This is a genomic window from Streptomyces sp. NPDC021225 (assembly GCF_044332865.1).
In the GTDB taxonomy this organism is placed as follows: domain Bacteria; phylum Actinomycetota; class Actinomycetes; order Streptomycetales; family Streptomycetaceae; genus Streptomyces.
In genome coordinates, this window is record NZ_JBIRPV010000012.1 from 166,217 (window position 1) to 189,469 (window position 23,253).

General features: G+C 72.6%; 20 protein-coding genes. 16 read left to right on the forward strand and 4 right to left on the reverse strand.

Annotated features, from left to right (window positions below):
- The first annotated feature begins 152 nt into the window (after positions 1 to 152).
- The 3 genes from ACH4S9_RS37475 (at position 153) to ACH4S9_RS37485 (ending at position 2,828) form a co-directional block, all read left to right on the forward strand.
- Entirely contained in the window at positions 153 to 986 is an 834-nt protein-coding gene (locus tag ACH4S9_RS37475; RefSeq protein WP_311726074.1) for a glycerophosphodiester phosphodiesterase, read from the forward strand.
- Positions 987 to 1,126: 140 nt separating this feature from the next.
- Positions 1,127 to 1,690, forward strand: a complete 564-nt coding sequence (locus ACH4S9_RS37480) for an ATP-binding protein (protein WP_398376118.1) — start codon at positions 1,127 to 1,129, stop codon at positions 1,688 to 1,690.
- Positions 1,691 to 1,859: 169 nt separating this feature from the next.
- Positions 1,860 to 2,828, forward strand: a complete 969-nt coding sequence (locus ACH4S9_RS37485) for a DUF5926 family protein (RefSeq protein ID WP_358846672.1) — start codon at positions 1,860 to 1,862, stop codon at positions 2,826 to 2,828.
- Positions 2,829 to 3,395: 567 nt separating this feature from the next.
- Here ACH4S9_RS37485 and ACH4S9_RS37490 read toward each other — a convergent pair.
- Positions 3,396 to 4,070, reverse strand: coding sequence for a bifunctional DNA primase/polymerase (locus tag ACH4S9_RS37490; protein ID WP_311726073.1), 675 nt, complete (start codon positions 4,068 to 4,070; stop codon positions 3,396 to 3,398).
- Positions 4,071 to 4,649: 579 nt separating this feature from the next.
- Here ACH4S9_RS37490 and ACH4S9_RS37495 point away from each other — a divergent pair.
- From ACH4S9_RS37495 to ACH4S9_RS37505, 3 genes are all read left to right on the forward strand, one after another.
- Positions 4,650 to 6,134 carry a PP2C family protein-serine/threonine phosphatase gene (locus tag ACH4S9_RS37495; protein WP_398376120.1) on the forward strand — a complete coding sequence of 495 codons (1,485 nt, stop codon included), beginning with the start codon at positions 4,650 to 4,652 and terminating at the stop codon, positions 6,132 to 6,134.
- Positions 6,135 to 6,276: 142 nt separating this feature from the next.
- Positions 6,277 to 7,773: an aminopeptidase P family protein gene (locus ACH4S9_RS37500; RefSeq protein WP_398376122.1), complete on the forward strand. Its 1,497-nt coding sequence runs from the start codon at positions 6,277 to 6,279 to the stop codon at positions 7,771 to 7,773.
- Positions 7,774 to 7,836: 63 nt separating this feature from the next.
- Complete coding sequence (locus ACH4S9_RS37505) at positions 7,837 to 9,453, forward strand: PLP-dependent aminotransferase family protein (RefSeq protein ID WP_398376124.1); 1,617 nt, start codon at positions 7,837 to 7,839, stop codon at positions 9,451 to 9,453.
- On the opposite strand, the gene ACH4S9_RS37510 is transcribed toward ACH4S9_RS37505, so the two are convergent.
- The gene (locus ACH4S9_RS37510; protein ID WP_311726069.1) at positions 9,419 to 9,904 is read right to left on the reverse strand and encodes an ATP-binding protein; all 486 of its coding nucleotides are present in this window, start codon (positions 9,902 to 9,904) and stop codon (positions 9,419 to 9,421) included. The two genes, ACH4S9_RS37505 and ACH4S9_RS37510, sit on opposite strands and share 35 nt — an antisense overlap.
- A 213-nt stretch (positions 9,905 to 10,117) precedes the next feature.
- On the opposite strand from ACH4S9_RS37510, the gene ACH4S9_RS37515 reads away from it, so the two are divergent.
- The 9 genes from ACH4S9_RS37515 (at position 10,118) to ACH4S9_RS37555 (ending at position 19,870) form a co-directional block, all read left to right on the forward strand.
- Positions 10,118 to 10,909 (forward strand): hypothetical protein, encoded by a 792-nt coding sequence (locus ACH4S9_RS37515; RefSeq protein ID WP_398376126.1) that lies wholly within the window; start codon positions 10,118 to 10,120, stop codon positions 10,907 to 10,909.
- Between the two features lie 100 nt (positions 10,910 to 11,009).
- On the forward strand, positions 11,010 to 11,762 hold the full coding sequence (locus ACH4S9_RS37520; RefSeq protein WP_311726067.1) for a YcnI family protein: 753 nt from the start codon (positions 11,010 to 11,012) through the stop codon (positions 11,760 to 11,762).
- Between the two features lie 99 nt (positions 11,763 to 11,861).
- Complete coding sequence (locus ACH4S9_RS37525; RefSeq protein ID WP_398376128.1) at positions 11,862 to 12,524, forward strand: SCO family protein; 663 nt, start codon at positions 11,862 to 11,864, stop codon at positions 12,522 to 12,524.
- Complete coding sequence (locus tag ACH4S9_RS37530; protein ID WP_385342324.1) at positions 12,521 to 12,997, forward strand: copper chaperone PCu(A)C; 477 nt, start codon at positions 12,521 to 12,523, stop codon at positions 12,995 to 12,997. Before ACH4S9_RS37525 ends, ACH4S9_RS37530 begins: the two co-directional genes overlap by 4 nt.
- A gap of 6 nt (positions 12,998 to 13,003) precedes the next feature.
- A complete protein-coding gene (locus tag ACH4S9_RS37535) occupies positions 13,004 to 14,986 on the forward strand; it encodes a copper resistance CopC/CopD family protein (protein ID WP_398376130.1) in 1,983 nt (660 codons plus the stop codon).
- Positions 14,983 to 16,254 (forward strand): iron uptake transporter deferrochelatase/peroxidase subunit, encoded by a 1,272-nt coding sequence (gene efeB / locus ACH4S9_RS37540; RefSeq protein ID WP_398376131.1) that lies wholly within the window; start codon positions 14,983 to 14,985, stop codon positions 16,252 to 16,254. Before ACH4S9_RS37535 ends, efeB begins: the two co-directional genes overlap by 4 nt.
- A gap of 67 nt (positions 16,255 to 16,321) precedes the next feature.
- Positions 16,322 to 17,257, forward strand: a complete 936-nt coding sequence (pheA, locus tag ACH4S9_RS37545; protein ID WP_311726062.1) for a prephenate dehydratase — start codon at positions 16,322 to 16,324, stop codon at positions 17,255 to 17,257.
- Positions 17,258 to 17,774: 517 nt separating this feature from the next.
- On the forward strand, positions 17,775 to 19,052 hold the full coding sequence (gene serS / locus ACH4S9_RS37550; RefSeq protein WP_311726061.1) for a serine--tRNA ligase: 1,278 nt from the start codon (positions 17,775 to 17,777) through the stop codon (positions 19,050 to 19,052).
- Entirely contained in the window at positions 19,049 to 19,870 is an 822-nt protein-coding gene (locus ACH4S9_RS37555) for an HAD family hydrolase (protein WP_398376133.1), read from the forward strand. Before serS ends, ACH4S9_RS37555 begins: the two co-directional genes overlap by 4 nt.
- Here ACH4S9_RS37555 and ACH4S9_RS37560 read toward each other — a convergent pair.
- Positions 19,854 to 20,303, reverse strand: a complete 450-nt coding sequence (locus ACH4S9_RS37560) for a phospholipase (protein WP_311726059.1) — start codon at positions 20,301 to 20,303, stop codon at positions 19,854 to 19,856. The two genes, ACH4S9_RS37555 and ACH4S9_RS37560, sit on opposite strands and share 17 nt — an antisense overlap.
- 234 nt (positions 20,304 to 20,537) lie before the next feature.
- Positions 20,538 to 21,542 (reverse strand): Lrp/AsnC family transcriptional regulator, encoded by a 1,005-nt coding sequence (locus tag ACH4S9_RS37565; protein ID WP_398376136.1) that lies wholly within the window; start codon positions 21,540 to 21,542, stop codon positions 20,538 to 20,540.
- A gap of 139 nt (positions 21,543 to 21,681) precedes the next feature.
- Between ACH4S9_RS37565 and ACH4S9_RS37570 the strand changes: the two genes are divergently transcribed.
- Entirely contained in the window at positions 21,682 to 23,232 is a 1,551-nt protein-coding gene (locus ACH4S9_RS37570; RefSeq protein ID WP_398376138.1) for an MFS transporter, read from the forward strand.
- Positions 23,233 to 23,253: the final 21 nt, after the last annotated feature.

The following is a 23,253-nucleotide window of genomic DNA, read 5'->3' on the forward strand; positions in this document are numbered from 1 at the left end:
GCTTTTCCCACCGCGCGTCAGACCGCTGTAAGGAGCGGAGACCCCGTGGGCTACCACCCTTTATCCCGGACAAAACGAACCGCCGCCAATCCGCACGGCGGCGGACGGGACCTCCCGCGACGCCCGATGCCGGGCGGTGGCACCATAACGCGGTGACCTATGAGCGCCCGGACCGGGACATCCGCCCCGGTCCGCACACCCCCGCCGTCGTGGCCCACCGCGGCGCCTCCCAGGACGCCCCCGAGCACACCCTGGCGGCATACCGCCGGGCCATCGAGGACGGCGCCGACGCGCTCGAATGCGATGTCCGGATGACCGCGGACGGACACCTGGTCTGCGTCCACGACCGCCGCGTCAACCGCACCTCCAACGGCCGGGGCGCCGTCTCCGCGCTCGAGCTGACCGATCTCGCCGCCCTGGACTTCGGCTCCTGGAAGGGGCAGGCCGGCGACAAGGAGGCGCCGGACCGCGACAGCCGCGACAGCACCGCGGTCCTCACCCTCGAACGGCTCCTGGAGCTCGTCGCCGACGCCGGGCGCCGCGTCGAGCTGGCCATCGAGACCAAGCACCCGACCCGGTGGGCCGGGCAGATCGAGGAGCGGCTGCTCACCCTGCTCCGCCGCTACGGCCTGGACGCCCCGCCGCCCGGCGAGCCCCCGTCCGTGCGCGTCATGAGCTTCTCGGCGCGCTCGCTGTACCGGGTGCGCGCCGCGGCGCCCGCGGTCCCCACCGTCTATCTGATGCAGTTCCTGCTGCCGCGCCACCGGGACGGCGCGCTGCCGCGCGGAGTGCGCATCGCGGGGCCGAGCATCCGGATCGTACGCAATCACCCCGACTATGTGGCACGGCTGCACCGTGCGGGGCACCGAGTGCACGTATGGACCGTGGACGATCCGGCGGACGTCGAACTGTGCGCCCGCCTGGGGGTCGACGCCGTGATTACGAACCGCCCCAAACAGGTACTGTCGCAACTCGGACGCTCATAATGGGCATTACAAGGCGTGCACCGGCGCGTTCGGTACGTATTCGATCGTGACGAGTGCGTCACCAGATGCCACATGGCCTGTTTCTGCTCCAGCCCCGCGGGGCATCCATCCCGTGGCGTGGGGCTAAGGAGGTCTCGGGGGTGGCGTTGGTGGTGGCACGGCAGGTGCCGACGTCTTCGACCATGGCCGTACCCCATGGTCCTGCGGGCGTAGGTGCGGCACGGCACCGGATGCGTGACGAGTTGAGCAGGACTGGGGTACCGGATTCGGTCACAGACGACGCGGTGCTGATTCTTTCGGAATTGCTCAGCAACGCGTGGCGGCATGGCCGGCCGCTGCGCTCCGACCATGGCCATGAGACCGTCCGGGTGGCCTGGCATATCGACGAGTACGCCCGGCTGACCGTCGAAGTGACCGACGGCGGTGGCCCGACAAGGCCAGTTCCGGCCAATCCCTCCATCACCGCGCGCGGCGGTCGCGGGCTCAACATCATCACGTCGCTCGCCGAGGACTGGGGGGTGCGGGACGGCACCGGGGAAGTGACCGTATGGGCGTCGCTGCCCGCCCATGAGGATCTCCGCAGGCGCGTCTCCCTCCTCTCGGGGCTCGACCCCGACCCCGATCTTGATCCCGACCTCGATCCGGACCTCGACCGCGGCCTCGGTTCCGACCTCGGCTTCGCCGATCTGGACGAGCTCGCCTAGGGCGCGCGACCGGCCTCGCCGACGGGGTTCGCCGACTGGGTTCGGCCAAAGGGCTAGGCTCCCGCCCGTACCAGTCGTACGGGCCGTGCGGAGCGACCGCGGCCCGACGAGAAGCACCGCGGCCGTGACCACGAAGCGACGCGCCGCACGATCGGGAGACTGCCACGCCATGGGCAAGAAGCGCCGCCCCCAGACGACGAAGGCCGGACCGCGGGTCACGAGCGCGGAGATCCCCGTGGTGGGGGCGCGCGAGCCCTGCCCGTGCGGCTCCGGCCGCCGCTACAAGGCCTGCCACGGCCGGGAGGCGGCGCACGCCGTCACCGAGCTGGTGCACCGCCCCTTCGAGGGGCTGCCCGGCGAGTGCGACTGGGTCGCGCTGCGCGAGCTCGTCCCCGCCGCGACCGTCGAGCTCAAGCTCGCCGAGGGGCTGCCCGAGGACGTTCCGTCCGTGACCCTCGCGACCGTGCTGCCCATGGCCTGGCCGGCGCTGCGCCGCGACAACGGCGCCGTCATGCTCGGCCTCCAGAACGACACGGCCTCCGGCGACATCAGCCGCGACCTGGCCGACACCCTCCAGCGCGCCCTGACCGCCGAGCCGGGGACGCCGGTGGCCGCCGAACGGGTCTCCGGCGAGGGTCCGCGGCTCCAGGATCTGCTCGATCCGAAGGGCGGTTTTTCGCCGACCCTGCACGAGGGGTTCGAGTTCTGGCTCGAGGACGCCGCGAGCGCCACCGGTGAGGTCGCCGCATCCCTCGAACGGGCCAACGCCGCCGCCATCCCGACCGCCCGGCTCGCCGGCGTCGAGGCCGCCTACTGGTGCCGGACGCCGGAGAAGAACCACCTGCGCTGGGTGATGTCCCACCCGGAGGAGCAGCTGCTCGACGCCCTCGCGCGGCTGCACGCCGCAGGCGCCTCCTCCCTCGGTGAAGGCACCCGGCTGGTCGGCTCCTTCCGGGCGCACGGCCTCACGGTCCCGGTGTGGGACCTGCCCGGCGAGATGGGCGCGGAGGACGTGGAGAAGCCCGCCGAGGCGTTCGCGGAGCGGCTCGCCGAGGCGCTGGCCTCGGACGCTCCGCTGACCGCCGAGCAGCGGCGGGCGCGCGGCGGGCTCACCAACCGTCAGGTGACGCTCAGCTGACGGTCATACCGGGCTCAAATGCGGGGAACCGTACGCGTGACACTGCTCACAACTCAGCGCTACGCCCTGCAATTACGCGTCCGGAAATCCGCGATCGAATTTGCGAACCGCCGATCTCTTGTTACGGTTTTAAAAGCCCGGTCGCTGGTGCATCCCCCGTCGCCAGCGACCGGGCGCTTCCATGTCCGCTCCGCGTCCGCCCCGCACCCGCGTCCCGTACGGGCCGGGCGGCGTACGGGCAGGGCGAGGGTGAGGGGTTCCACCGAGGGCGGCCAACGCGCCCCGCGGTCTACGAAGTTGAGTCCCCTGCGCGGAGCCGCCGCGGACCGTCCCCATCGCAACCGCAACCGCCGCGAGGGCACACACGGCCGTCTGCGCGCCGTGGGCGGCCTCCGGGCCACCGGACCCCGGGGCGGGCGTGCACGGCGCCCCGCGGCCCCTCTCCCGCGTTCTGAGGGCAGCCGCGGAGCCGGGCACCGGACCCAACACGCCGACACCCGCCCCCAACGCGTCGGGGCCCGCAGCGCACGTCACGCGCCGGGGCCCCGCACACACGCCTCCGCGAGGTCAGTAGGCCAGCCTGCTGCCTCCGTCGGGCGCGCTGCTGCTCGCCTCGACCAGCGCGTCCACCACCGTGGCGACCTCGGGCAGCCACGGCCGCCCGCCACGGCGCAGCGGGGCCCGCTCCCAGCGCACCCCGCCCGAGCCGAGCTGCGAGGGGGGCAGCGCCAGATAGCCGCCCTCGCCGTGGAACCGCAGCGAGCTGGGCACCCAGTCCTGGTGGTAGAGCAGGTCGCCGAGTTCTTCGAGGGAGTACGGAGCCACCAGCAGCGCCCAGCGGGTGGGCGTGGCGATCACTGGGCCGAGCCGTACGCCGGACCGCTCACAGGCGGCCAGCGCCCGCATGCCGGCGACCGCGGGCAGGCTCACCGCGCACGGGCCGCGCCCTCCGGTGGCGAGCAGGACGGGCGCGGTCGGGCGGTTCGCCCACCACCAGCGCACCATGCGCGGGTCGGTGGTCGCCGCGAGGAGGACCGGGTCGAAGGGGTGGCCGCCGGGCACCGCGCAGTCCGGCTGCGGGCATCCGCACGCACGCGGCCGTCCGCCGCCGGGCGTCAGGCCCACGCCGGGGAGTACGGGCCACTGCCACTCGGTGGCGCAGGTGAGCGCCGCACGGAGCAGCGGCGACCGCGCACCGCGCCGCAGCGAGAACTTGCGTCGCCTTCCGAGGATCTCGCGCATGAGCGCTCGTTCCTTTCCGTTAACGCCGAGGGCTGTTCCGTCGCACTACATGGACATGGCACTTCGCATGGCACTACGTGGCGCTGTCCGGCATTGTTCGGCCCGTCACACCACGTGGATCACAAGTCACTGCGCGTACAAGGCAGCGCATCACGCCGCAGGCCGAGCGTGGAACGTGGCGAGGGGTGGCGCGCACATGGCGCTTGCCGCCTTCTTTAGTGCGCTTCCTCGCCACTCGGGGATGGGCGCCGGCCGTTGCCGTCTATGACGCCTGGACCGGCCACGGGGTTCCGGGGCGGTCCCAACTGCCCCTGCCCTTCTCCGAATGTGTACCCGCCGCGATGGAGACGACGCGCTGTCGAATGACGCCAGTCGACCCTAAATCGGCAACGCAACTACCTCTTTTCAGCCAAGTTCAATTCCGCACAGACACCAACAAGACCACCGGGACAATGCTGGACATCGCCTCTCCGGTGCGTGTACATGTGGAGACAGTAGCGGCACCTTAGCGGCGCAGCACGACAGGGGGTTTGCGATGCGATCGAGCAAGCCGGAGGCCGCGTGCGAAGGCGGCGGGCCATGAGCTCGCCCCACCTGCCGAAAGTGGCCGGAATCGATCCTTCACTACCCGCCCCCACACACACTTCCGACCCCGTCACGCCGCCCACCGCCTCCGAATCCTCCACCGCCGCCGTCTCCGGTCCCGCCCTTCAGGACCATCTCGCCCGGTGGGTCTCGGACCTGACCACCCTCCACGAGCTCACCGAGCGGCTCGCCCTCACGGGCACACTGGACGACGCGCTGCACGAACTCCTGCGCGCCGGAGCCGCGCTCGTGGGCGCCCGGCGCGGGCTGGTCGCGCTGGAACCGGCCGACGGGCTCGGCCCGGTCACCACCGTCGGCCTCGGCCTCGGGCGCGCCGACCTCGGCCATATCGAGACGCTCCCGCGCGGTTCCGCGTCGGCCGGCCACCTCCTGGACGGGCTGCCCGAGCCGGACGGCGAGCCGCGGCCCGGCGTCGCGCACCCCGACATCCCGGGCGAGGCCGAACTCGACCCGCGCCACCGCGAAGTCGCCGCCCGCCTCGGCTACTCCGCGAGCTACGCCGTGGCGCTCGACCCGCTCGCCGGCCCCGGCACCGCCTCGAAGAGCCCCACGGGCGCCGGGGGACCCACCGGACGGCTCGGCGCGGCGGCCTGGCTGTACGACGAACCGGCCGAGCCCGCCGAGCGCCAGCGCCACCTCGTGGGCCTGTACTGCCGCTACGCCGCCGCGCACATCGCCCGGCTGGTCGAGCTCACCCGCGCCCGCGCCACCGTCGCGACCGTCCAGGAGGAGCTGCTGCCCACGCGGCTGCCTCGGATCCCCGGGGTCCGCCTCGCCGTGCGCCACCGCGCGGCTCCCCTCGGGGGCGGCGACTGGTACGACGCGCTGCCGCTGCCCGACGGCGCGCTCGGCCTCTCCGTCGGCGGGGTGACCGGTTCCGGACCCAGCGCGATCGCCGCCATGGGGCGGCTGCGGGCCTCCCTGCGCGCGTATGCCGTGATGGAGGGCGAGGATCCGGTGGCCGTGCTCTCCGACCTCGAACTGCTGCTGCGGCTGACCGAGCCCGCCCGCTCCGCGACCGCCCTCTTCGCCTACTACGAGCCCCTGCCACGCAAGGTGGTGCTGGCCGGGGCCGGCCACTGCCCGCCGCTGATCACTGGCGAGCGGCGCACCGAGTTCGTGGAGACCGCCCTGTCCGCGCCGCTCGGCATGCTCTCCTGCTGGGAGGCGCCCAGCGTCGAGCTCGAACCCGCCCATGGAGAAACGCTCCTCTTCTACAGCGACGGGCTGCTCCACCGCACGGGAGAGCCCATGGACCGGGCCTTCGCCCGGCTGCACACGGCCGCCGCGAGCGCCCCCAGGGCCGTACGGCACGATCCGGACGGCTTCGCGGACCACGTGCTGCGCACGGTCCTCCCCGGAGCCGGAGACGGAGCCGGAAGCGGGGCGGGCGGGGGCGCGAGCGCCGCCGACGACTGCGCGGAGGACGTCGTCCTGCTCGTCGCCCACTTCGACTGACCGCGCGCGTGAACGGCGATAAACGGCGATGAACCCCCGAGAACTCCGACCGGTCATCGAGTGACAAAAAGTCTCAAATCCTCTTTGACCGGCAATCGACGGCAGATCAGGCACGTCCCGGCCGTCATACCCCGCGCCTACCATGGACACGGTCCAACGCGAGGAGGATGACGTGACCGAGGAGCCCACCTCCGAGGCCCTGGAGACCCCAGAGGCCGCGGAGCAGCCCATCAAGCAGCGGAAGAACGGCCTTTACTCAGGCGTTTCCGACGAGCTGGCCGAGAACATGCAGTCCGGCTGGGCCGACACCGAGCTGCACGGCCTTGAGCCCATCGAGCAGGCGCCCCACACCGCCCGCCGCCGCGCCGCGCTCTCCGCGCGGTTCCCCGGTGAGCGGCTGGTCATTCCCGCGGGCAACCTCCGCACCCGCTCCAACGACACCGAGTACGACTTCCGGGCCGCCACGGAGTACGCGTACCTCACCGGCGACCAAACGCATGATGGCGTCCTGGTCCTGGAGCCGGACGGCCCCGGGGGCCACACCGCGACCATCTATCTGCTGCCCCGCTCCAACCGGGAGAACGGCGAGTTCTGGCTGGACGGCCAGGGCGAGCTGTGGGTCGGCCGCCGCCACAGCCTCGCCGAGGCCGAGCAGCTGCTGGGCCTGCCCGCCAAGGACGTGCGCAAGCTCCCCGACGAGCTGCGGGCCGCGACCGGCCCGGTGCGCATCGTCCGCGGCCACGACGCCGGTCTCGAGGCGGCCCTGACGGACAAGGTCACCGCCGAGCGCGACGCGGAGCTGCGCACGTTCCTCAGCGAGCAGCGGCTGGTCAAGGACGCGTTCGAGATCGGCCAGCTCCAGGCTGCCGTCGACTCGACCGTGCGCGGCTTCGAGGACGTGGTCAAGGTCCTCGACAAGGCCGAGGCCACCTCCGAGCGCTACATCGAGGGCACGTTCTTCCTGCGCGCCCGCGTCGAGGGCAACCACGTCGGCTACGCCTCCATCTGCGCCGCCGGCCCGCACGCCACCACGCTCCACTGGGTGCGCAACGACGGACCCGTCCGCTCCGGGGAGCTGCTGCTCCTGGACGCGGGTGTGGAGACCCCCACCCTCTACACCGCCGACGTGACCCGCACGATGCCGGTCAGCGGCCGCTTCACGCCGCTTCAGCGCAAGATCTACGACGCGGTGTACGAGGCGCAGGAGGCGGGCATCGCGGCGGTCAAGCCGGGCGCGAAGTACCTCGACTTCCATGACGCCGCCCAGCGGGTTCTCACCGCGAAGCTGGTCGAGTGGGGCCTGATCGAGGGCCCGGTCGAGCGCGTCCTGGAGCTCGGCCTCCAGCGCCGCTGGACGCTGCACGGCACCGGCCACATGCTCGGCATGGACGTCCACGACTGCGCCGTGGCCCGCCGGGAGGCGTACGCGGAGGGCACCCTGGAGCCCGGCATGTGCCTCACGGTCGAGCCCGGCCTGTACTTCCAGGCCGACGACCTGACCGTCCCCGAGGAGTACCGGGGCATCGGGGTCCGCATCGAGGACGACATCCTCGTCACGGAGGACGGCAACCGGAACCTCTCGGCCGCGCTTCCCCGCACCTCCGACGACGTCGAGGCGTGGATGGCGGCGCTTCTTTAGGCCCTTCTTCAGGCCCTGAAGAGCCGAGCTCGGGAGAAGAGACCCGGGGTATCGTCGGTCGCCGTGGCGGAATCCTGGGTCAATTCGGCGGCGGCCCTCGGCAGTGATCTCCATCTGGAGCTGGCCAGGGCGGGCAGCCGCCGGGCGGCGTTGACGGGGGCGCTGCGCGAGGCCATCCGCGACGGCCGGCTCGCCCCCGGCACCCGGCTGCCGCCGTACCGGTCCCTCGCCGCCGACCTCGGCCTGGCCCGCAACACCGTGGCCGGCGCCTACGCCGAGCTGGTCGCCGAGGGCTGGCTCACCGCCCGCCAGGGCTCCGGCACCCGCGTCGCGCCCCGGGCCGCGCCGCCCCCGCCCAGGCGAGTGAACCGAAGGGGCGGCGCGGCCGTGGGCTTCGGCTCGGCGCCCGTGCGGCGCGCCCGCAGCGCGCCCGCGCGTCCTCCCGAGCCCGTCCACAATCTGCTGCAAGGCCAGCCCGACGCGGCGTCCTTCCCCCGTTCCGCCTGGCTGGCCTCCGCCCGCCGCGCCCTGACCTCCGCACCCAACGAGGCCTTCGGCCCCGGCGATCCGCACGGCCGCCCGGAGCTGCGCCGCGCGCTGGCCGGCTATCTGGCCCGCGCCCGGGGCGTGCGCACCGACGCGGACCGGATCGTCATCTGCTCCGGGTACGCCCACGCGCTGCGGCTGCTGGCCGGGACGGCGGCGCTGCGCGGCACGGCGGCCGTGGAGGCGTACGGCCTCGGCTTCCACCGCTCGCTGCTCGCCGCCGCCGGGATCCGTACCGTGCCGCTGTCGCTGGACGCGGACGGCGCCCGCACCGAGGAGCTGGCCTCGCTCCAGGGCGTACGGACCGTCCTGCTCACGCCCGCCCACCAGTTCCCCACCGGCGGGCCGCTGCACCCCCTGCGGCGGGCGGCCGCCGTCGACTGGGCGCGCGCCCGCGGCGGGCTGGTCCTGGAGGACGACTACGACGGCGAGTTCCGCTACGACCGCAAGCCCGTGGGCGCCGTCCAGGGCCTGGACCCCGGGCATGTCCTCTACGTGGGGTCGGCCAGCAAGAGCCTGACCCCGGCCCTGCGGCTGGGCTGGATGGTGCTGCCCGACCACCTCGTGGACGAGGTCCTGGCCGTCAAGGGGGAGCGGGAGGCGTGGGCGAGCGCGCTCGACCAGCTCACCCTCGCCGACTTCATCGAGTCGGGCGGATACGACCGGCACATCCGCAACATGCGCCAGCGCTACCGCCGCCGCCGGGACCAGTTGGTCGCCGCCCTCGCCGAACGCGCCCCGCACATCCGCGTCAGCGGCGTCGCGGCGGGGCTGCACGCGGTGCTGGAGCTGCCGCCGGGCACCGAGCGGTCCGCCGTCCAGGCCGCCGCCTGGCAGGGGCTCGCCCTGGAGGGCCTGGCCGGCTACCGCCATCCGGACGCGGCGGGGCCGCCCCGCGACGGCCTGGTCGTCGGCTACGCCACCCCGCCCGACCACGCCTTCGCGGGCGCGCTGGACGCGCTGTGCCGCGGGCTGCCGCCCGACCTCTCGGCCGATGCGGCCGAAGCGGCCGAAGCGGCCGAAGCGGCCGAAGCGGCCGACACGGACGCGGCTGACACGACCGGCGCGGCTGACACGACCGACGCGGCTGACACGGTCGTCACACCCCCGTCAGGGAGTCCTCGCGCCACTTGAGGATCTTGTCGAAGCTGACCACCACACCGCCGCGCCCCGGGCGGTCGCGGTAGCGGACGTGGTCGGTCAGCGCCTCGATCAAAAAGAGCCCTCGCCCGTGCTCTGCCTGGGCGGGGGCCGGCTGTCTCGCGGCGGGGTGGGGCTGCGGGGCCTTGGCCCAGTCCCCCGGGCCGGCGGGGACGGGGCGGCGGTGGAAGCCCGGCCCGGAGTCGGTGACCTCGATGCGGCAGGTGTCGCCGTCGATGAAGGTCGTGACTCTGTAGTCCCCGTCGGCGCCGTCCGCGCCGCCGTGCTCGACCGCGTTGGCGCAGGCCTCGGAGAGGGCGACCGACAGGTCGTAGGAGATCTCGGGATCGACCCCGGCCGTCTCCATCGTGCCGAGGAGCAGGCGCCGGGCGAGCGGAACGCTCGCCGCCTCACGCGGCAGATGGAGTGACCACCAAATGCTCATACTCCAGCCTCCCGGCCACGGCTCGACATACCGTTACGTATTGCCTGCGTCCATGGTCCGTAAGCGTCCAATTGACGTGACTCCCCTCATTCGGCGGAAGCGCATATTCCATATCGCGGTGTATGGAGCGGTGCATGGAGCTGTCCAGGTGTGCGGCGGTACGCCCCACCCGCCGTGGGGGAATTCGGGGCCCAGTGGGATGATGGCGCGGCCATGTCTGCCCCCCACGGACGCGCCGGAGCCGATCTGCGGATACTGCGGGCCGCGGTGTTCACCGCGGTCTGCGTCGTGCTGTCCGCGGGCGGGCACATGCTCGCCTCCTGCACGACCGTGCCGCTGTGGACGCTCGGCGCGGGCTGCGCGGTGCTGTTCGCGACGGTGGCGCCGCTGGCCGGGCGGGAGCGGTCGCTGCCCGGGATCGCCGTGGTCCTGGGCGTGGGTCAGCTCGCGCTCCACGCCGTCTTCGCGCTCGGGCAGCGCACCACCCAGCAGACCCCGGCAACGGGCGGCTCCGAGGGCGGGGTGACCGCCATGGCCGGCCGGCTGCTGTGCGGCTCGGGCCCCGTCCGGCTGGACGCCGCCACGGCGCACCGGATCGTCACCCACGCCGGGATCGACCCCGCCACGGTGGGCTCCGCGCCGTCCCGGCCGGGCCCCGAGGCCATGCACCTGGACACCCTGCTGCCGTCGCTGCCGATGGCGCTGGGGCATCTGCTCGCCGCCCTCGCCGTCGGCTGGCTGCTGCGCCGCGGCGAGGTGGCCGTGTGGCGGGCGGTGCGGCTGTCGGCGGACGGGGCGCGCGGGGTCGCGGAAGCCGCGCTCGTGCGGGCGCTGCGCGCCGCGCTGCGGCTGGTCCGGGCGCTGCGCGCCGGCCAGGACGAGCCGCTCGGCGCCTCCGTGCGCCGGCCGCGCACACCCGAACGGGACGAGTGCGCGGCCGAGACCCTCGTACTCCAGCACAGTGTGATCAGGCGGGGCCCGCCTGGCTTCGACCTCGCGGCCTGACCGACGCGGCGCACTCCGGCGGGACCGGGGGCGTTCGCGCTGTCGCCGCACGCGCGCCACCCCCAAATCCCGATTCATTCCTGCCATGGAGTGTTTTGTCATGAACGCCATGCGTCTTCCCCGTCTCCGCCGTCTTCCGATGGCCTGCGGCATCGCCGCCGGAGCACTGGTGCTGTTCGCCGCCACCCCCGCCTTCGCGCACGTCAGCGTGCAGCCGGGCCAGGCCGAGCAGGGTGGCTACAGCACGATCGCCTTCAAGGTGCCCAACGAGAAGGACGACGCCTCGACCGTCAAGCTCGAGGTCACCCTGCCCGCCGACCACCCGCTGGCCTCGGTGATGGCGCAACCGGTGCCCGGCTGGGACGTGAAGCTCACCAAGACCAAGCTCGCCAAGCCGGTCGAGGTGCACGGCGAGAAGGTCACCGAGGCGGTCACCAAGGTCACCTGGAGCGGCGGCAAGATCGAGCCGGGCACCTTCCAGCAGTTCCCGCTGTCGGTCGGCGCGCTGCCCGACGACGCCGACCAACTGGTCTTCAAGGCCCTCCAGACGTACGACGACAAGGAGGTCGTGCGCTGGATCGAGGCGCCCAAGGAGGGTGCGCCGGAGCCCGAGAACCCGGCGCCCGTCCTCAAGCTCGTCAAGCCGGCCGAGGGCTCCGACGGCCACGGCGGCGGCACCCAGAACGCGAAGGCCGAGGCCGACGGCGCCACCGAGAAGACCGCCTCCGCGTCGAGCGATGACGGCGGCGACAACAGCGACACCACCGCCCGTGTGCTGGGCATCGTGGGCATCGTCGTCGGCGTCGCCGGCGTGGCCTTCGGCGTGCTCGCCGGCCGCCGTCGCAACGCCTGATCTCCACCCCGCAGCACCGAGGGACCTGAGGGGTGGTGGGCGCGCTTGCCCGCCACCCCCGCACCACCGATCCACCCGCATCTTTTGGAGAACGACTCCATGCGCAACACCACATACCTGGGCGCGGCCCTCGTCACCGCCGCCGCTCTCACCCTGACCGCCTGCGGCGGTTCCGGCGGCGACGGCGACCGGACCGAGAAGGCCGCCGATGTCTCCGGCGGCAGCAAGCCCGGCCAGGCGATCGTCCTCGACCAGCCCAAGGCCAAGCCCGATCTCGTCCTGACCGACACCGACGGCAAGAAGTACGACCTGCTGAAGGAGACCAAGGGCAAGCCCACCCTGATCTACTTCGGCTACACCTACTGCCCGGACGTCTGCTCGCTGGTCATGAGCAACATCGGCCTCGCGGAGCAGAAGCTCCCCAAGGCCGAGCGCGACAAGCTCCAGGTCGTCTTCGTCACCACCGACCCCGGGCGGGACACCCCCAAGCGCATGCGCTCCTGGCTGGACGGCCAGGGCGGTCAGGACTTCGTCGCGCTGACCGGCGACTTCGACACCATCCAGGCCGCCGCGCGGCCGCTGGGCATCCTCGTCGAGAAGCCGAAGAAGGAGAAGGACGGCAGCATCACCGTCAACCACGGCGCCGAGGTGATCGCCTTCTCCCCCAAGGACGACAAGAACCACTGGCTCTACACCACCGAGACCACGGCCGACCAGTACGTCAAGGACCTGCCGAAGATCATCAAGGGGCAGAACCCGTGACCGGGACGGCGACCGGCGCGCGGCGGACGGCCGCCGCCGCGCTGGTCCTCACCCTGTCCGCCGCCCTCGCGGCCTGCGGCGGCGAGGACGGTGGCGGCGGCGACCGGCCGAAGCTGTCCGTCAGCGGCGCGTACGTGCCCCAGCCCCCGACCCGGGACATGGCCGCGGGCTATGTGACGGTGACCAACAAGGGCGGCGGCGCCGACGAGCTGACCTCCGTCACCACCTCGCTGGCCGGCGAGGTCACCATGCACACCACCACCGGCACCCGGATGAAGCAGGTGCGGTCGCTGAAGATCCCGGCCAATGGTGAGCTGCGGCTGGCCACCGGCGGAGATCATCTGATGCTGACAAATCTGACCCGCAAGCCGAACGTCGGTGACAAGGTCGGTTTCACCCTGCATTTCGCCTCCTCCGACCCCATCGAGATCAAGGTCCCGGTCGAGCCGACGACGTACCGCCCCAAGGACTGACGCCCGATGCCCTCGCTGCCCCCCTCCCTGACCAGGACGACCAGGTCGGCCTGGACGACCAGGCTGACCAGGCCGTCCAGGCCGTCCAGGCCGACCACCAGGCGACTGCTGTCGGTCTTCGGTGCCCTGCTGGCCGCGCTGCTGTGCGCGCTCAGCTTCGGCGCGTCCTCCGCGTCGGCGCACGCCGCGCTCACGGAGACCGACCCCGCGGACGGCGCGGTGGTCAAGGCCGCGCCGTCGCAGGTGCGGCTCACCTTCTCGGAGGGGGTGCTGCTGTCCGGCGACTCCGTGCGCGTCCTGGACCCGAAGGGCAATCGGGTGGACACCGGCAAACCCGCCCATGTGGGCGGCAAGTCGTCCACGGCCGGCGTCGCGCTGCACGCCGGGCTGCCCGACGGCACGTTCACGGTGGCCTGGAAGGTGGTCTCGGAGGACAGCCACCCGGTGGCCGGGGCGTTCACGTTCTCCATCGGCGCGCCGTCCAAGACGAAGGCCAAGGTGCCCTCGGCCGCGGGCCCCGACGAGACGGTCGAGACGCTGTACGACATCGGGCGGTACGTCGCCTACGGCGGCTTCACGGTGCTGGTCGGCGGCTGTGTCTTCGCCGGGCTGTGCCGCTCCTCGCGGCCGGTCCAGAAGCTCACCGTCGGCGGCTGGGTGGCCCTCTTCTCCGCGACCCTGCTGCTGTTGCTGCTGCGCGGCCCGTACACCGACGGCAAGGGCATCGGCGGGGTCTTCGACCTCGGTGGCCTGAGCGATGTGCTGTCCACCAAGGCGGGCGCGGCGCTGCTGTCGCGGCTGATGCTGCTCGGCGCGGCGGCGCTCTTCCTGGCCGTGCTCTTCGGCTCGTACGCGCGCCGCGCGGCGGACGAGGACCAGGGGCGGCGCCAGGACCTGGCCTTCGGGCTCGCCTTCGGCGGCACCGTCGTCTCGGTGGGCATCGCCGCGACCTGGGCGATGGCCGAGCACGCCTCGGTCGGCATCCAGTCCACCGTGGCGATGCCGGTCGACGTGGTCCACCTGCTCGCCGTGGGCGTATGGCTGGGCGGTCTGGCGGCGCTCGTGGCCACGCTGCGCGCGGGGGAGCCGATCGGGCGGACGGCGGTGCGCCGCTTCTCGCGGCTGGCCTTCGGCTCGGTCGTCGTCCTGGTCCTCACCGGCCTCTACCAGTCGTGGCGGCAGGTCGGCTCCTGGGACGCGCTGACCGGCACCGAGTACGGGCGCTGGCTGCTGGTCAAGGTCGGCCTCGTGGCGGTGCTCGTCGCCATCGCCTCCGTCTCGCGCCGCTGGACGGGCCGCCTCACGGACGAGGAGGCGACGGCGAGCGGTGACGAAGCCGAGGCCGAGGAAGAGAAAGAAGAGGAAGAGGCCAAGGACACGGAAGAGGCTGCCGCCGCCGACCCCGTGCGCACCGCCCAGCTCGCCCGCCAGAAGGCGGCGGTCTCCAAGGCCGCCACCCTCCGCAAGCGCCACGGCGACCTCACCCGCGGCTCGCTCTACCGCTCCGTACTCGCGGAGACGGTCGTGGCCGTCGTGCTGCTCGCCGTCGCCACGGTGCTCAGCACGACCCAGCCCGGCCGGGCCGCGAGCGCCGTCGCGAGCGCGAAGTCCGGCGGCGCGGCCGTGGACACCACCCCGGCCGTCGACCCGATCAGCGTCGAGATCCCGTACAACACGGGGCCCAAGAGCGGCCGCGGCAAGGCGATCTTCATGCTGGACCCGGCCCTCCCCGGCGACAACCTGATCCATGTCTTCACCTTCGACCTGGCCGACCGGCCCGTGGACGCGGAGGAGGCGAAGGTGACCCTGACGCTCCCGAAGGAGAACATCGGCCCGCTGACCGTGCCGCTGGAGCACGTCGCCACCGGCCACTGGAGCGCGAAGAGCTTCCAGCTGCCCATGGGCGGCACCTGGCGGCTCGCCCTGACCGTACGGACCTCCGACATCGACCAGGTGACGGAGACCAGGACCCTGAAGATCGGCCAATGAGCAAGACCCCGAACACCCAGCACACCCCGGACACCCAGCCGGAACCCCCTTCCTCGATCTCCCGGCGCCGCCTGCTGGGCACGGCCGGCGCCGTCGGCGCGGCCGGGCTCGTCGCGGGCGGCGCGGCCGGGGCGTACGCCGCCGAGACGGCCCGCACCGACCCCGACCCGCTCAGCTCCGTCGGCTCGACCGCCGTGCCCTTCCACGGCGAGCGCCAGGCCGGCATCACCACCCCCCTCCAGGCGCACGGCCACGTGGTCGCCCTCGACCTGGCGCCCGGCGCGAACCGCAAGGCGGCCGCCGCGCTGCTGCGCCGCTGGTCGAAGACGGCCGAGGAGCTGACCGCGGGCAGGGCCCCGGCGAACGACACGGGCATCGCGCTGGACGCGGGCCCGGCGTCGCTCACCGTCACCTTCGGCTTCGGCCGCACCTTCTTCGGCAAGGTGGGGCTGGGCGACCGGCTGCCGGAGGCGCTGGCCCCGCTCCCCGACTTCTCCGCTGACGTGCTCGACCCGAAGCGCAGCAACGGCGATCTGTGGCTTCAGATCGGCGCGAACGACGGGCTGGTCGCCTTCCACGCGCTGCGCGCGCTCCAGCGCGAGGCCGGGGAGACGGCCCGGGTGCGCTGGCAGATGAACGGCTTCAACCGGACGCCCGGCGCGACCTCCCGCCCCATGACCGCCCGCAACCTCATGGGGCAGGTCGACGGCACCAACAACCCCAAGCCCACGGATGACGACTTCGACCAGCGGATCTTCGTCCCCGCGCAGGGGAAGCCGGACTGGATGGCGGGCGGCTCGTACGCGGTGGTGCGGCGGATCCGGATGCTCCTCGACACCTGGGACCACCTCTCCCCGGAACGGCAGGAGCGGGTGATAGGCCGCCGCAAGTCGGACGGGGCCCCGCTGTCCGGCGGCACCGAGACCACACCGGTCCAGCTGGACAAGGTGAACGCGGACGGGTCGCTGGCCGTCGCGGGCGACGCGCACGTACGGGTCGCCGCGCCCGTCTCGAACCAGGGCGCGGCGATGCTGCGCCGCCCGTTCTCGTACCACGACGGCTTCCGCGCGGACGGCGCGCCGGACGCGGGGCTGCTGTTCATCGCCTGGCAGGCGGATCCGATGAAGGGCTTCGTACCGGTGCAGCGGAAGCTGGACCGGGGCGACGGGCTGTCGCGCTTTCTGCGGCACGAGGCGAGCGCGCTCTTCGCGGTGCCGGGCGGCTGCGCCCCGGGCGAGTACGTCGGTCAGGCACTCTTGGAAGGGTGAACCACGGCGTCAGGGGCCGGACGCTGGGTATCGTTGCGGTTCTCGTCCGTTCCAGGGAGTCAGCGTGATGTCGGCCAGTGTTTATACCTACCTCGGTCCCGAAGGCACGTTCACGGAGGCCGCCCTGCGGTCGCTGCCCGAGGCCGCCACGCGCGAGCTGACCCCCATGGTCTCGGTGCCGACGACGCTGGACGCCGTGCGGTCGGGCGCGGCGGCGGCCGCGCTGGTCCCCATCGAGAACTCGGTGGAGGGCGGCGTGACCATCACGCTCGACGAGCTCGCCACCGGCGAACCGCTGATGATCTACCGCGAGGTGCTGCTGCCGATCGCCTTCGCGCTGCTGGTACGGCCGGGCACCCAGCTCTCCGATGTGAAGACGGTGACCGGCCACCCGGTGTCCCAGCCGCAGGTCAGGAAGTGGCTGGCGGCCAATCTGCCGGACGCGGTGTGGGAGTCGGCCGCCTCCAACGGGGACGGGGCGCGGCTGGTGCAGGAGGGGCGCTACGACGCGGCGTTCGCCGGTGAGTTCGCGGCGGCGACGTACGGGCTTACGCCCCTGGTGAGCGGCATCCATGACGCGCAGAACGCGGCGACCCGCTTTGTGCTGGTCGGCCGCCCGGCGCGGCCCGCCGCCCGGACGGGCGCGGACAAGACGACCGTGGCGATCTGGCTCGGCGACGACCACCCGGGTGCGCTGCTGGAGCTGCTCCAGGAGTTCGCGGCGCGCGGGGTCAACCTGGTGCGCATCGAGTCGCGCCCGACGGGCCAGGGCATCGGCCGCTACTTCTTCTCGGTGGACCTCGAGGGGCACATCACGGACCGGCGGGTCGCCTCGGCCCTGATGGGGCTGAAGCGGATCTGCCCGAATGTGCGGTTCCTGGGCTCCTACCCGCGGGCGGGCTTCGAGCCGTCGGACATGTCCCCGCTGCGGTACGGGACCGAGGACAAGGACTTCGCGGCGGCGGACGAGTGGCTGGCCCGCTGCCAGGACGGCCGGGCCTGACCGAGTTATCCACAGGCACGGGGCGCGGGCTGGGGACAAGTCGACACATCAACCCGGCGTAATCGACAAATCACCCAGCTCGCACCAACCCACCTATCGCCACACCTATCACTCACGTCACCCCTTTTCTCTCGACCAACTCTCCGGAGTGAGCAAATCCCACCCGAAAGAGTGTGTGAACGAGGTTTGATCGGGGAATCCATCGCCGAGCACTTCGCGTACCAGATGATCAGCCCGACATCCACAGAACTCACACACAGCCTGTGGATAACTTTGGGCGCCGCCACCCCACCCTGTGGACAACGCGAGGGTCAACTCCCCGTTCGCACAAGGGAACCCGGTCACCCATAGCCGCCCCTTCGCCCCATTTCAGGGAATGCGCGCTTTCGTCACCAAGGCACGCGGATGCACAGACGGGCGAATTCTCAAGAATCCATACCATCCCAAACGCGGACAAAGTGCACCGCAAGGGAATATCGGGTCGAGCACCGGATGGGCACACCGGTAACCTGGTGACGTGATTGACCTTCGTCTGCTCCGTGAGGACCCCGACCGTGTGCGCGCCTCCCAGCGCGCCCGTGGAGAGGACGTCGACGTCGTCGACGCGCTGCTCTCCGCCGACGAGCGGCGCAGGTCGTCCAGCGTCCGCTTCGACGAGCTGCGCTCCGAGCAGAAGGCGCTCGGCAAGCTCATCCCCAAGGCCTCCGGCGACGAGAAGGCGGAGCTGCTGAAGAAGGCGGGCGAGCTGTCCGCCGCGGTGAAGGCCGCCGACGCCGAGCAGGACGAGGCCGCGGAGGAGACCCAGCGGCTGCTGCTCCGGCTCGGCAACCTGGTCCACCCCGACGTGCCCATCGGCGGCGAGGACGACTTCGCCGTCCTGGAGACGGTCGGCACCCCGCGCGACTTCGCGGCCGAGGGCATCACCCCCAAGGACCACCTGGTCCTCGGTGAGCTGCTCGGCGCGATCGACACCGAGCGCGGCGCCAAGGTCTCCGGCTCGCGCTTCTACTATCTGACCGGCGTCGGCGCGCTGCTCGAGCTCGCGCTGGTGAACGCCGCGATGGCGCAGGCCACCGCCGCGGGCTTCACCCCCGTCCTCACCCCGGCCCTGGTCAAGCCCCGGGCCATGGAGGGCACCGGCTTCCTCGGCCAGGCCGCGGACGACGTCTACCACCTCGACAAGGACGACCTCTTCCTGGTCGGCACCTCCGAGGTGCCGCTGGCCGCGTACCACATGGACGAGATCCTGGACGCGGGCGAGCTGCCGCGCCGCTACGCCGGGTTCTCCTCCTGCTTCCGCCGTGAGGCCGGCTCGTACGGCAAGGACACCCGTGGCATCTTCCGGGTGCACCAGTTCGACAAGGTCGAGATGTTCGTCTACACCACGCCGGAGGAGGCGGAGGCCGAGCACCAGCGGCTGCTGGAGTGGGAGAAGCAGTGGCTGACCTCGCTCGAGCTGCCGTTCCGGGTGATCGACCTGGCCTCGGGAGACCTGGGCTCCTCGGCGACGCGGAAGTTCGACTGTGAGGCGTGGATCCCGACCCAGGGCAAGTACCGCGAGCTGACCTCGACCTCCAACACGACCGAGTTCCAGTCGCGCCGGCTGTCGATCCGGATGCGCGAGGACAAGCGGGTACGGCCGCTGGCGACGCTGAACGGCACGCTGTGCGCGGTCACGCGCACCATCGTCGCGCTGCTGGAGAACCACCAGCAGGCCGATGGATCGGTGCGGGTGCCCGAGGTCCTGCGTCCGTATCTGGGCGGACGCGAGGTCCTGGAGCCGGTCGCCCGATGAGCGACAGCCCCTCGCTGCCCTACCGCCTCATCGCCACCGACCTCGACGGCACCCTGCTGCGCGGCGACCACCGGGTCTCCGAGCGCACCCGGGCGGCGCTCGCCGCGGCCACCGCGGCGGGCGCGGCGCACATCGTGGTCACCGGGCGGACGGTGCCGGTGGCCCGGCACATACTCGACGACCTCGACTACCACGGGCTCGCGGTGTGCGGGCAGGGCGCGCAGGTCTACCACGCGGGCGAGCACCGGCTGCTGACGTCCGTGACCCTGGACCGGCGACTGGGCGCGCTGGCGCTGGAGAAGATCGAGTCGGAGGTCGGCCCGCTGTTCCTGGCCGTGGCCCGCGACGGGCTCGACGGCAAGCTGCTCTTCGGGCCCGGCTATGGGGTACATCCGGCGGAGCGGTCGGCCCGGTCGCTGAAGGACCGGGCCGATCTGTGGTCCGCCCCCGTCAGCAAGCTCTACATCCAGCACGCGCGGATGGGCGACGACGAGTTGGCCGAGGCCGCCCGCACGGCCGCGGGCGGCCTGCTGGGGGTGACGGTGTCGGGCGAGGGCCTGGTGGAGCTGTTGCCGCTGGGGCTGACCAAGGCGACGGGCCTCTCGCTGGCCGCCCGGCGCCTCGGGATGACCGCGGAGGACACCATCGCCTTTGGCGACATGCCCAACGACACAGCGATGCTCCGGTGGGCGGCCCACGGCGTGGCGATGGCCAATGCCCACGAGGAGCTGAAGGCCGTCGCCGACGAGATCACCGCGTCCAACGAGGAGGAGGGCATCGCCCTCGTCCTGGAGCGGCTTTTCAGCCCAGCGCCTTGACTGCCTGGTAGTACGTCCAGGCGGTGCTGTTACAGGCGGTCTTGGACGCCCCGCTGTAGCCGTTGCACACCCGCTTGAGGTCCTCGTAGAAGGCGCTGTCCAGGCGGGCCTTGTTCGCGCTGAAGGCACCTATCGCCTTGTAGTTGCGGTAGCCGAAGTCATGGCGGGCGCAGGCGGTCTTGAAGGGGAAACCGAAGGGGTTGTCGGGGGACTTGCTGCAATAGTCGGTCGACCAGTCGAACTGGTACGCCGACCAGGCGCCCTGGTTGTTGCGCGCCGCGAGCCACGCGTTGTAGCTGCTCGCGCTCGTCTGGGTCCAGCTGGAGAGCACCTGCGGCTTGTCCGCAGGGGCGGCTTGGGCGGGCCCGGCGAGGGCCACGGCGGTGGCCGCGGCGACCGCGGTGGCGGCGAGACTCGTGGCAAGACGACGCATCGGTTCCTCCGATGTCTGACGGCCCTTCATAAAAGGCCGTAGGGAAGGGAACTGGAACGAGTACGAGGCAGTGCGTTGGCGCACGCCAAGGGTTCGGCAGGTCCCTGACAATCGTCAAGATTTATTGGGTCGTCTGCTTGAACAGAGTTCAACCACCGGGAGTTGGGAGCTTCCTCCAAGTACCGCCCTGGCCAGGGGATTTGACCGGGGTACGGCGGCAGGTGCGGCGGTACGTCAGGGGGCGCGCCGCGCCCCGCCGCGCGGCGACAGCGGCAGCGGCCCCGCGCCCTTGACCCGGCGGATCGTCGGCGAGGTCTCCATGCCCCGCACCCCCGGCAGCGCGGCGACCCGCGTGGTCAGGTACTCGTACAGATGCCGGACGTCCCGGCACACCACGACCGCCAGCAGATTGTGCGGCCCGGTGGTCGCGCAGACGAAGGCCGCCTCCGGGTGCTCCGCCACCGCCTGCCCGGCGGCGGCGAGGTGGGCCGGCAGCACGGACAGCCACAGCACGGCCGTGGAGCCATGGCCGAACATGCGGTAGTGGTAGTCGACGTCGAAGTAGAGGGTGCCGTCGGCGCGCAGCTCCGCCATGCGGCGGCGTACCGTCGACTGCGACCAGCCCGTGGCGGCAGCCAGCTCGGCAAGACCCGCCCGCCCGTCGCGCGCCAGCACGGCCAGAAGCTGCCGGTCGCCGTCGTCCAGCCGGGCGCGGCCGTCCGGCGGGCGGTTGACGACGGGGACGACCAGCCGCTCGATCTGCCGGGGCGTCAGCGTGCCCGACTTGCTGACCAGCCCCTGCGGCCCGCCGAAGTACTCATGGAGCACACAGTGCGCGGCCACGCCCACCACCCGTGGAGTACCCGGCAACTTGCGCAGCAGCAGCGCGTCGCTGTCCTCACCGGACGCCGCGCGCGTGATGCCGGAGATCTCGGTGCCGCCGGACATCAGGCTCACCCATGAGGTGTCGGGGCGGCGGGCCAGCGCCTCGGCCACCGACATGGCCGCGTCCGGGGTGCACTGCACCCGCAGCAGCCAGACGACTTCGCCGAGCGCGGCGGGGTCGGTGAGCCCCAGCACCCGGATGGCCCCGGCCGTGCGCAGCCGGGTGTAGCGGCGCGCCACGGTCTGGTCGGAGACGCCGAGCACATCGGCGATCCGGCTGAACGGGGCCCGGCCGTCGAGTTGGAGGGCCTGGACCAGTTGCCGGTCCAGCTCGTCGAACGCGTCGGGATTCACCGCAGAAGGCTAGCCGTTGTCGGATAGCGCCACAGATGCGGCGTTGGCTGGAAGGCGCGGGGTCGGCTGACGGAACTTGGGGATCACGGGGGGTACGGCGTCGGGCCGGGCCCCACTCTCTGTGGACTCGGAGTTCGTCATGCGGAGCAAATGGTGGCCGCTCGCGGCCATCACCCTCGGCAATTTCATGCTGCTGATCGACGTCACCATCGTGAACACGGCGCTGCCGCAGGTGGCGCAGGGGCTGGACGCCTCCTTCACCTCGCTCCAGTGGGTGATGGACATCTACGCACTGGCGCTCGCCGCCCTGCTCATGGCCGCCGGTTCGGCGGCCGACGTCTTCGGCCGGCGGCGGCTGTATCTGCTCGGCCTCGCCGTCTTCGCGCTCTCCTCGCTGGCCTGCGGCCTTGCCCCGGACAGCGGGGTGCTGATCGCCGCCCGCGGGGTGCAGGGCGTCGGCGCGGCGGCGATGTTCGCCACCAACACCCCGCTGCTGATGGCCACATACACCGGGCGGGACCGCGGCATCGCCTTCGGCGTATGGGGCGGGACCAGCGGGGCGGCCGCGGCGGTCGGCCCGGTGCTGGGCGGGCTGCTCACCGAGTACGCCGACTGGCGGGCGATCTTCCTGGTCAATCTGCCGCTGACGGCGCTCGCGGTGTGGATCACGATCCGTACGGTCGACGAGTCGCGCGGCGCGCCCGGCGCGCGGATCGACTGGCCGGGCGCCGCCCTCTTCACGCTGTGCGCCGGGGCGCTGACGTACGGGCTGATACGGGGCGGCGAGGAGGGCTGGTCCGAGGGCGGCACGGTCGTGTCGCTGGTGGTCTCCGCCCTCGCGCTGGGCGTGTTCGTCCTGGTGGAGCGCGGGAAGCGACAGCCGCTGCTGGATCTGGGGCTGATGCGCCGTCCGTCCTTCGCGGTGCTGATGGTCGCGGCCCTGCTGCTCCAGGCGGCGGCCTTCCCGTACCTCACCTACGCGGGGATGTGGCTCCAGTCGGTGCTCGGGCTCAGCCCGGTGGAGGCCGGCCTGGCGGTGACCCCGATGGCGGGGGTCGCGCTGGTAGTCGGCGCGGCGGGCGGACGGCTGCTGGGGCGGGTCGCCCCGGGGCGCGCGCTCGGCGGCGGGCTGCTGCTGGTGGGCGCCGCGGCCCTGGTCACCGCCGTGCGGCTGACGGCCGACTCGGACTGGACGGCCTTTGTCCCCGGGCTGATGCTCGGCGGGCTCGGCATCGGTCTGGCCATGCCCGTCCTGGTGTCGGCGGCGCTCGGCTCGGCGCCGCCGGAGCGCGCCGGGATGGCCAGCGGCGCGGTGAACACCTTCCGGCAGCTGGGGTACGCGCTCGGGATCGCGGTCCTGGGCACGGTGTTCGCGGCGCGGGTGCGCGATGTCGTCGAGGACAGCGGATCCGTCCCGGCGCGCGCCGCCGGACAGGCGGCCGAGGCGATCAGCGGCGGGCACGCGGACGCGGTGATCGCCGCCGCCCCGGCGGGGCGGGCGCAGGCGGCGAAGGCGCTGGTGCACGAGTCCTTCGTGGCGGGTCTGGACCGGATCTGTGTGATCTCCGGGGTCACCGCGCTGGTGGCGGGCGCGCTGGTGCTGGCCGTCGTCCGCGGCGGCCCGGGCACGGCGGCGGGGCCCGGCGCCCCCGAGAAGACCGCGCCCGAGACAGAACCGGCCCGCACCTGAGCCGGGCCCGGTCCACAGCTG

Excerpts from the sequence above, each read along its gene's own strand:
- pheA (WP_311726062.1), top strand. The coding sequence starts at position 16,322 with ATGTCGGCCAGTGTTTATACCTACCTCGGTCCCGAAGGCACGTTCACG.
- ACH4S9_RS37485 (WP_358846672.1), top strand. The coding sequence starts at position 1,860 with ATGGGCAAGAAGCGCCGCCCCCAGACGACGAAGGCCGGACCGCGGGTC.
- ACH4S9_RS37555 (WP_398376133.1), top strand. The coding sequence starts at position 19,049 with ATGAGCGACAGCCCCTCGCTGCCCTACCGCCTCATCGCCACCGACCTC.
- efeB (WP_398376131.1), top strand. The coding sequence starts at position 14,983 with ATGAGCAAGACCCCGAACACCCAGCACACCCCGGACACCCAGCCGGAA.
- ACH4S9_RS37570 (WP_398376138.1), top strand. The coding sequence starts at position 21,682 with ATGCGGAGCAAATGGTGGCCGCTCGCGGCCATCACCCTCGGCAATTTC.
- ACH4S9_RS37520 (WP_311726067.1), top strand. The coding sequence starts at position 11,010 with ATGAACGCCATGCGTCTTCCCCGTCTCCGCCGTCTTCCGATGGCCTGC.
- ACH4S9_RS37490 (WP_311726073.1), bottom strand. The coding sequence starts at position 4,070 with ATGCGCGAGATCCTCGGAAGGCGACGCAAGTTCTCGCTGCGGCGCGGT.
- ACH4S9_RS37515 (WP_398376126.1), top strand. The coding sequence starts at position 10,118 with ATGTCTGCCCCCCACGGACGCGCCGGAGCCGATCTGCGGATACTGCGG.
- ACH4S9_RS37495 (WP_398376120.1), top strand. The coding sequence starts at position 4,650 with ATGAGCTCGCCCCACCTGCCGAAAGTGGCCGGAATCGATCCTTCACTA.
- ACH4S9_RS37525 (WP_398376128.1), top strand. The coding sequence starts at position 11,862 with ATGCGCAACACCACATACCTGGGCGCGGCCCTCGTCACCGCCGCCGCT.
- ACH4S9_RS37560 (WP_311726059.1), bottom strand. The coding sequence starts at position 20,303 with ATGCGTCGTCTTGCCACGAGTCTCGCCGCCACCGCGGTCGCCGCGGCC.
- ACH4S9_RS37535 (WP_398376130.1), top strand. The coding sequence starts at position 13,004 with ATGCCCTCGCTGCCCCCCTCCCTGACCAGGACGACCAGGTCGGCCTGG.
- ACH4S9_RS37500 (WP_398376122.1), top strand. The coding sequence starts at position 6,277 with ATGGACACGGTCCAACGCGAGGAGGATGACGTGACCGAGGAGCCCACC.
- ACH4S9_RS37510 (WP_311726069.1), bottom strand. The coding sequence starts at position 9,904 with ATGAGCATTTGGTGGTCACTCCATCTGCCGCGTGAGGCGGCGAGCGTT.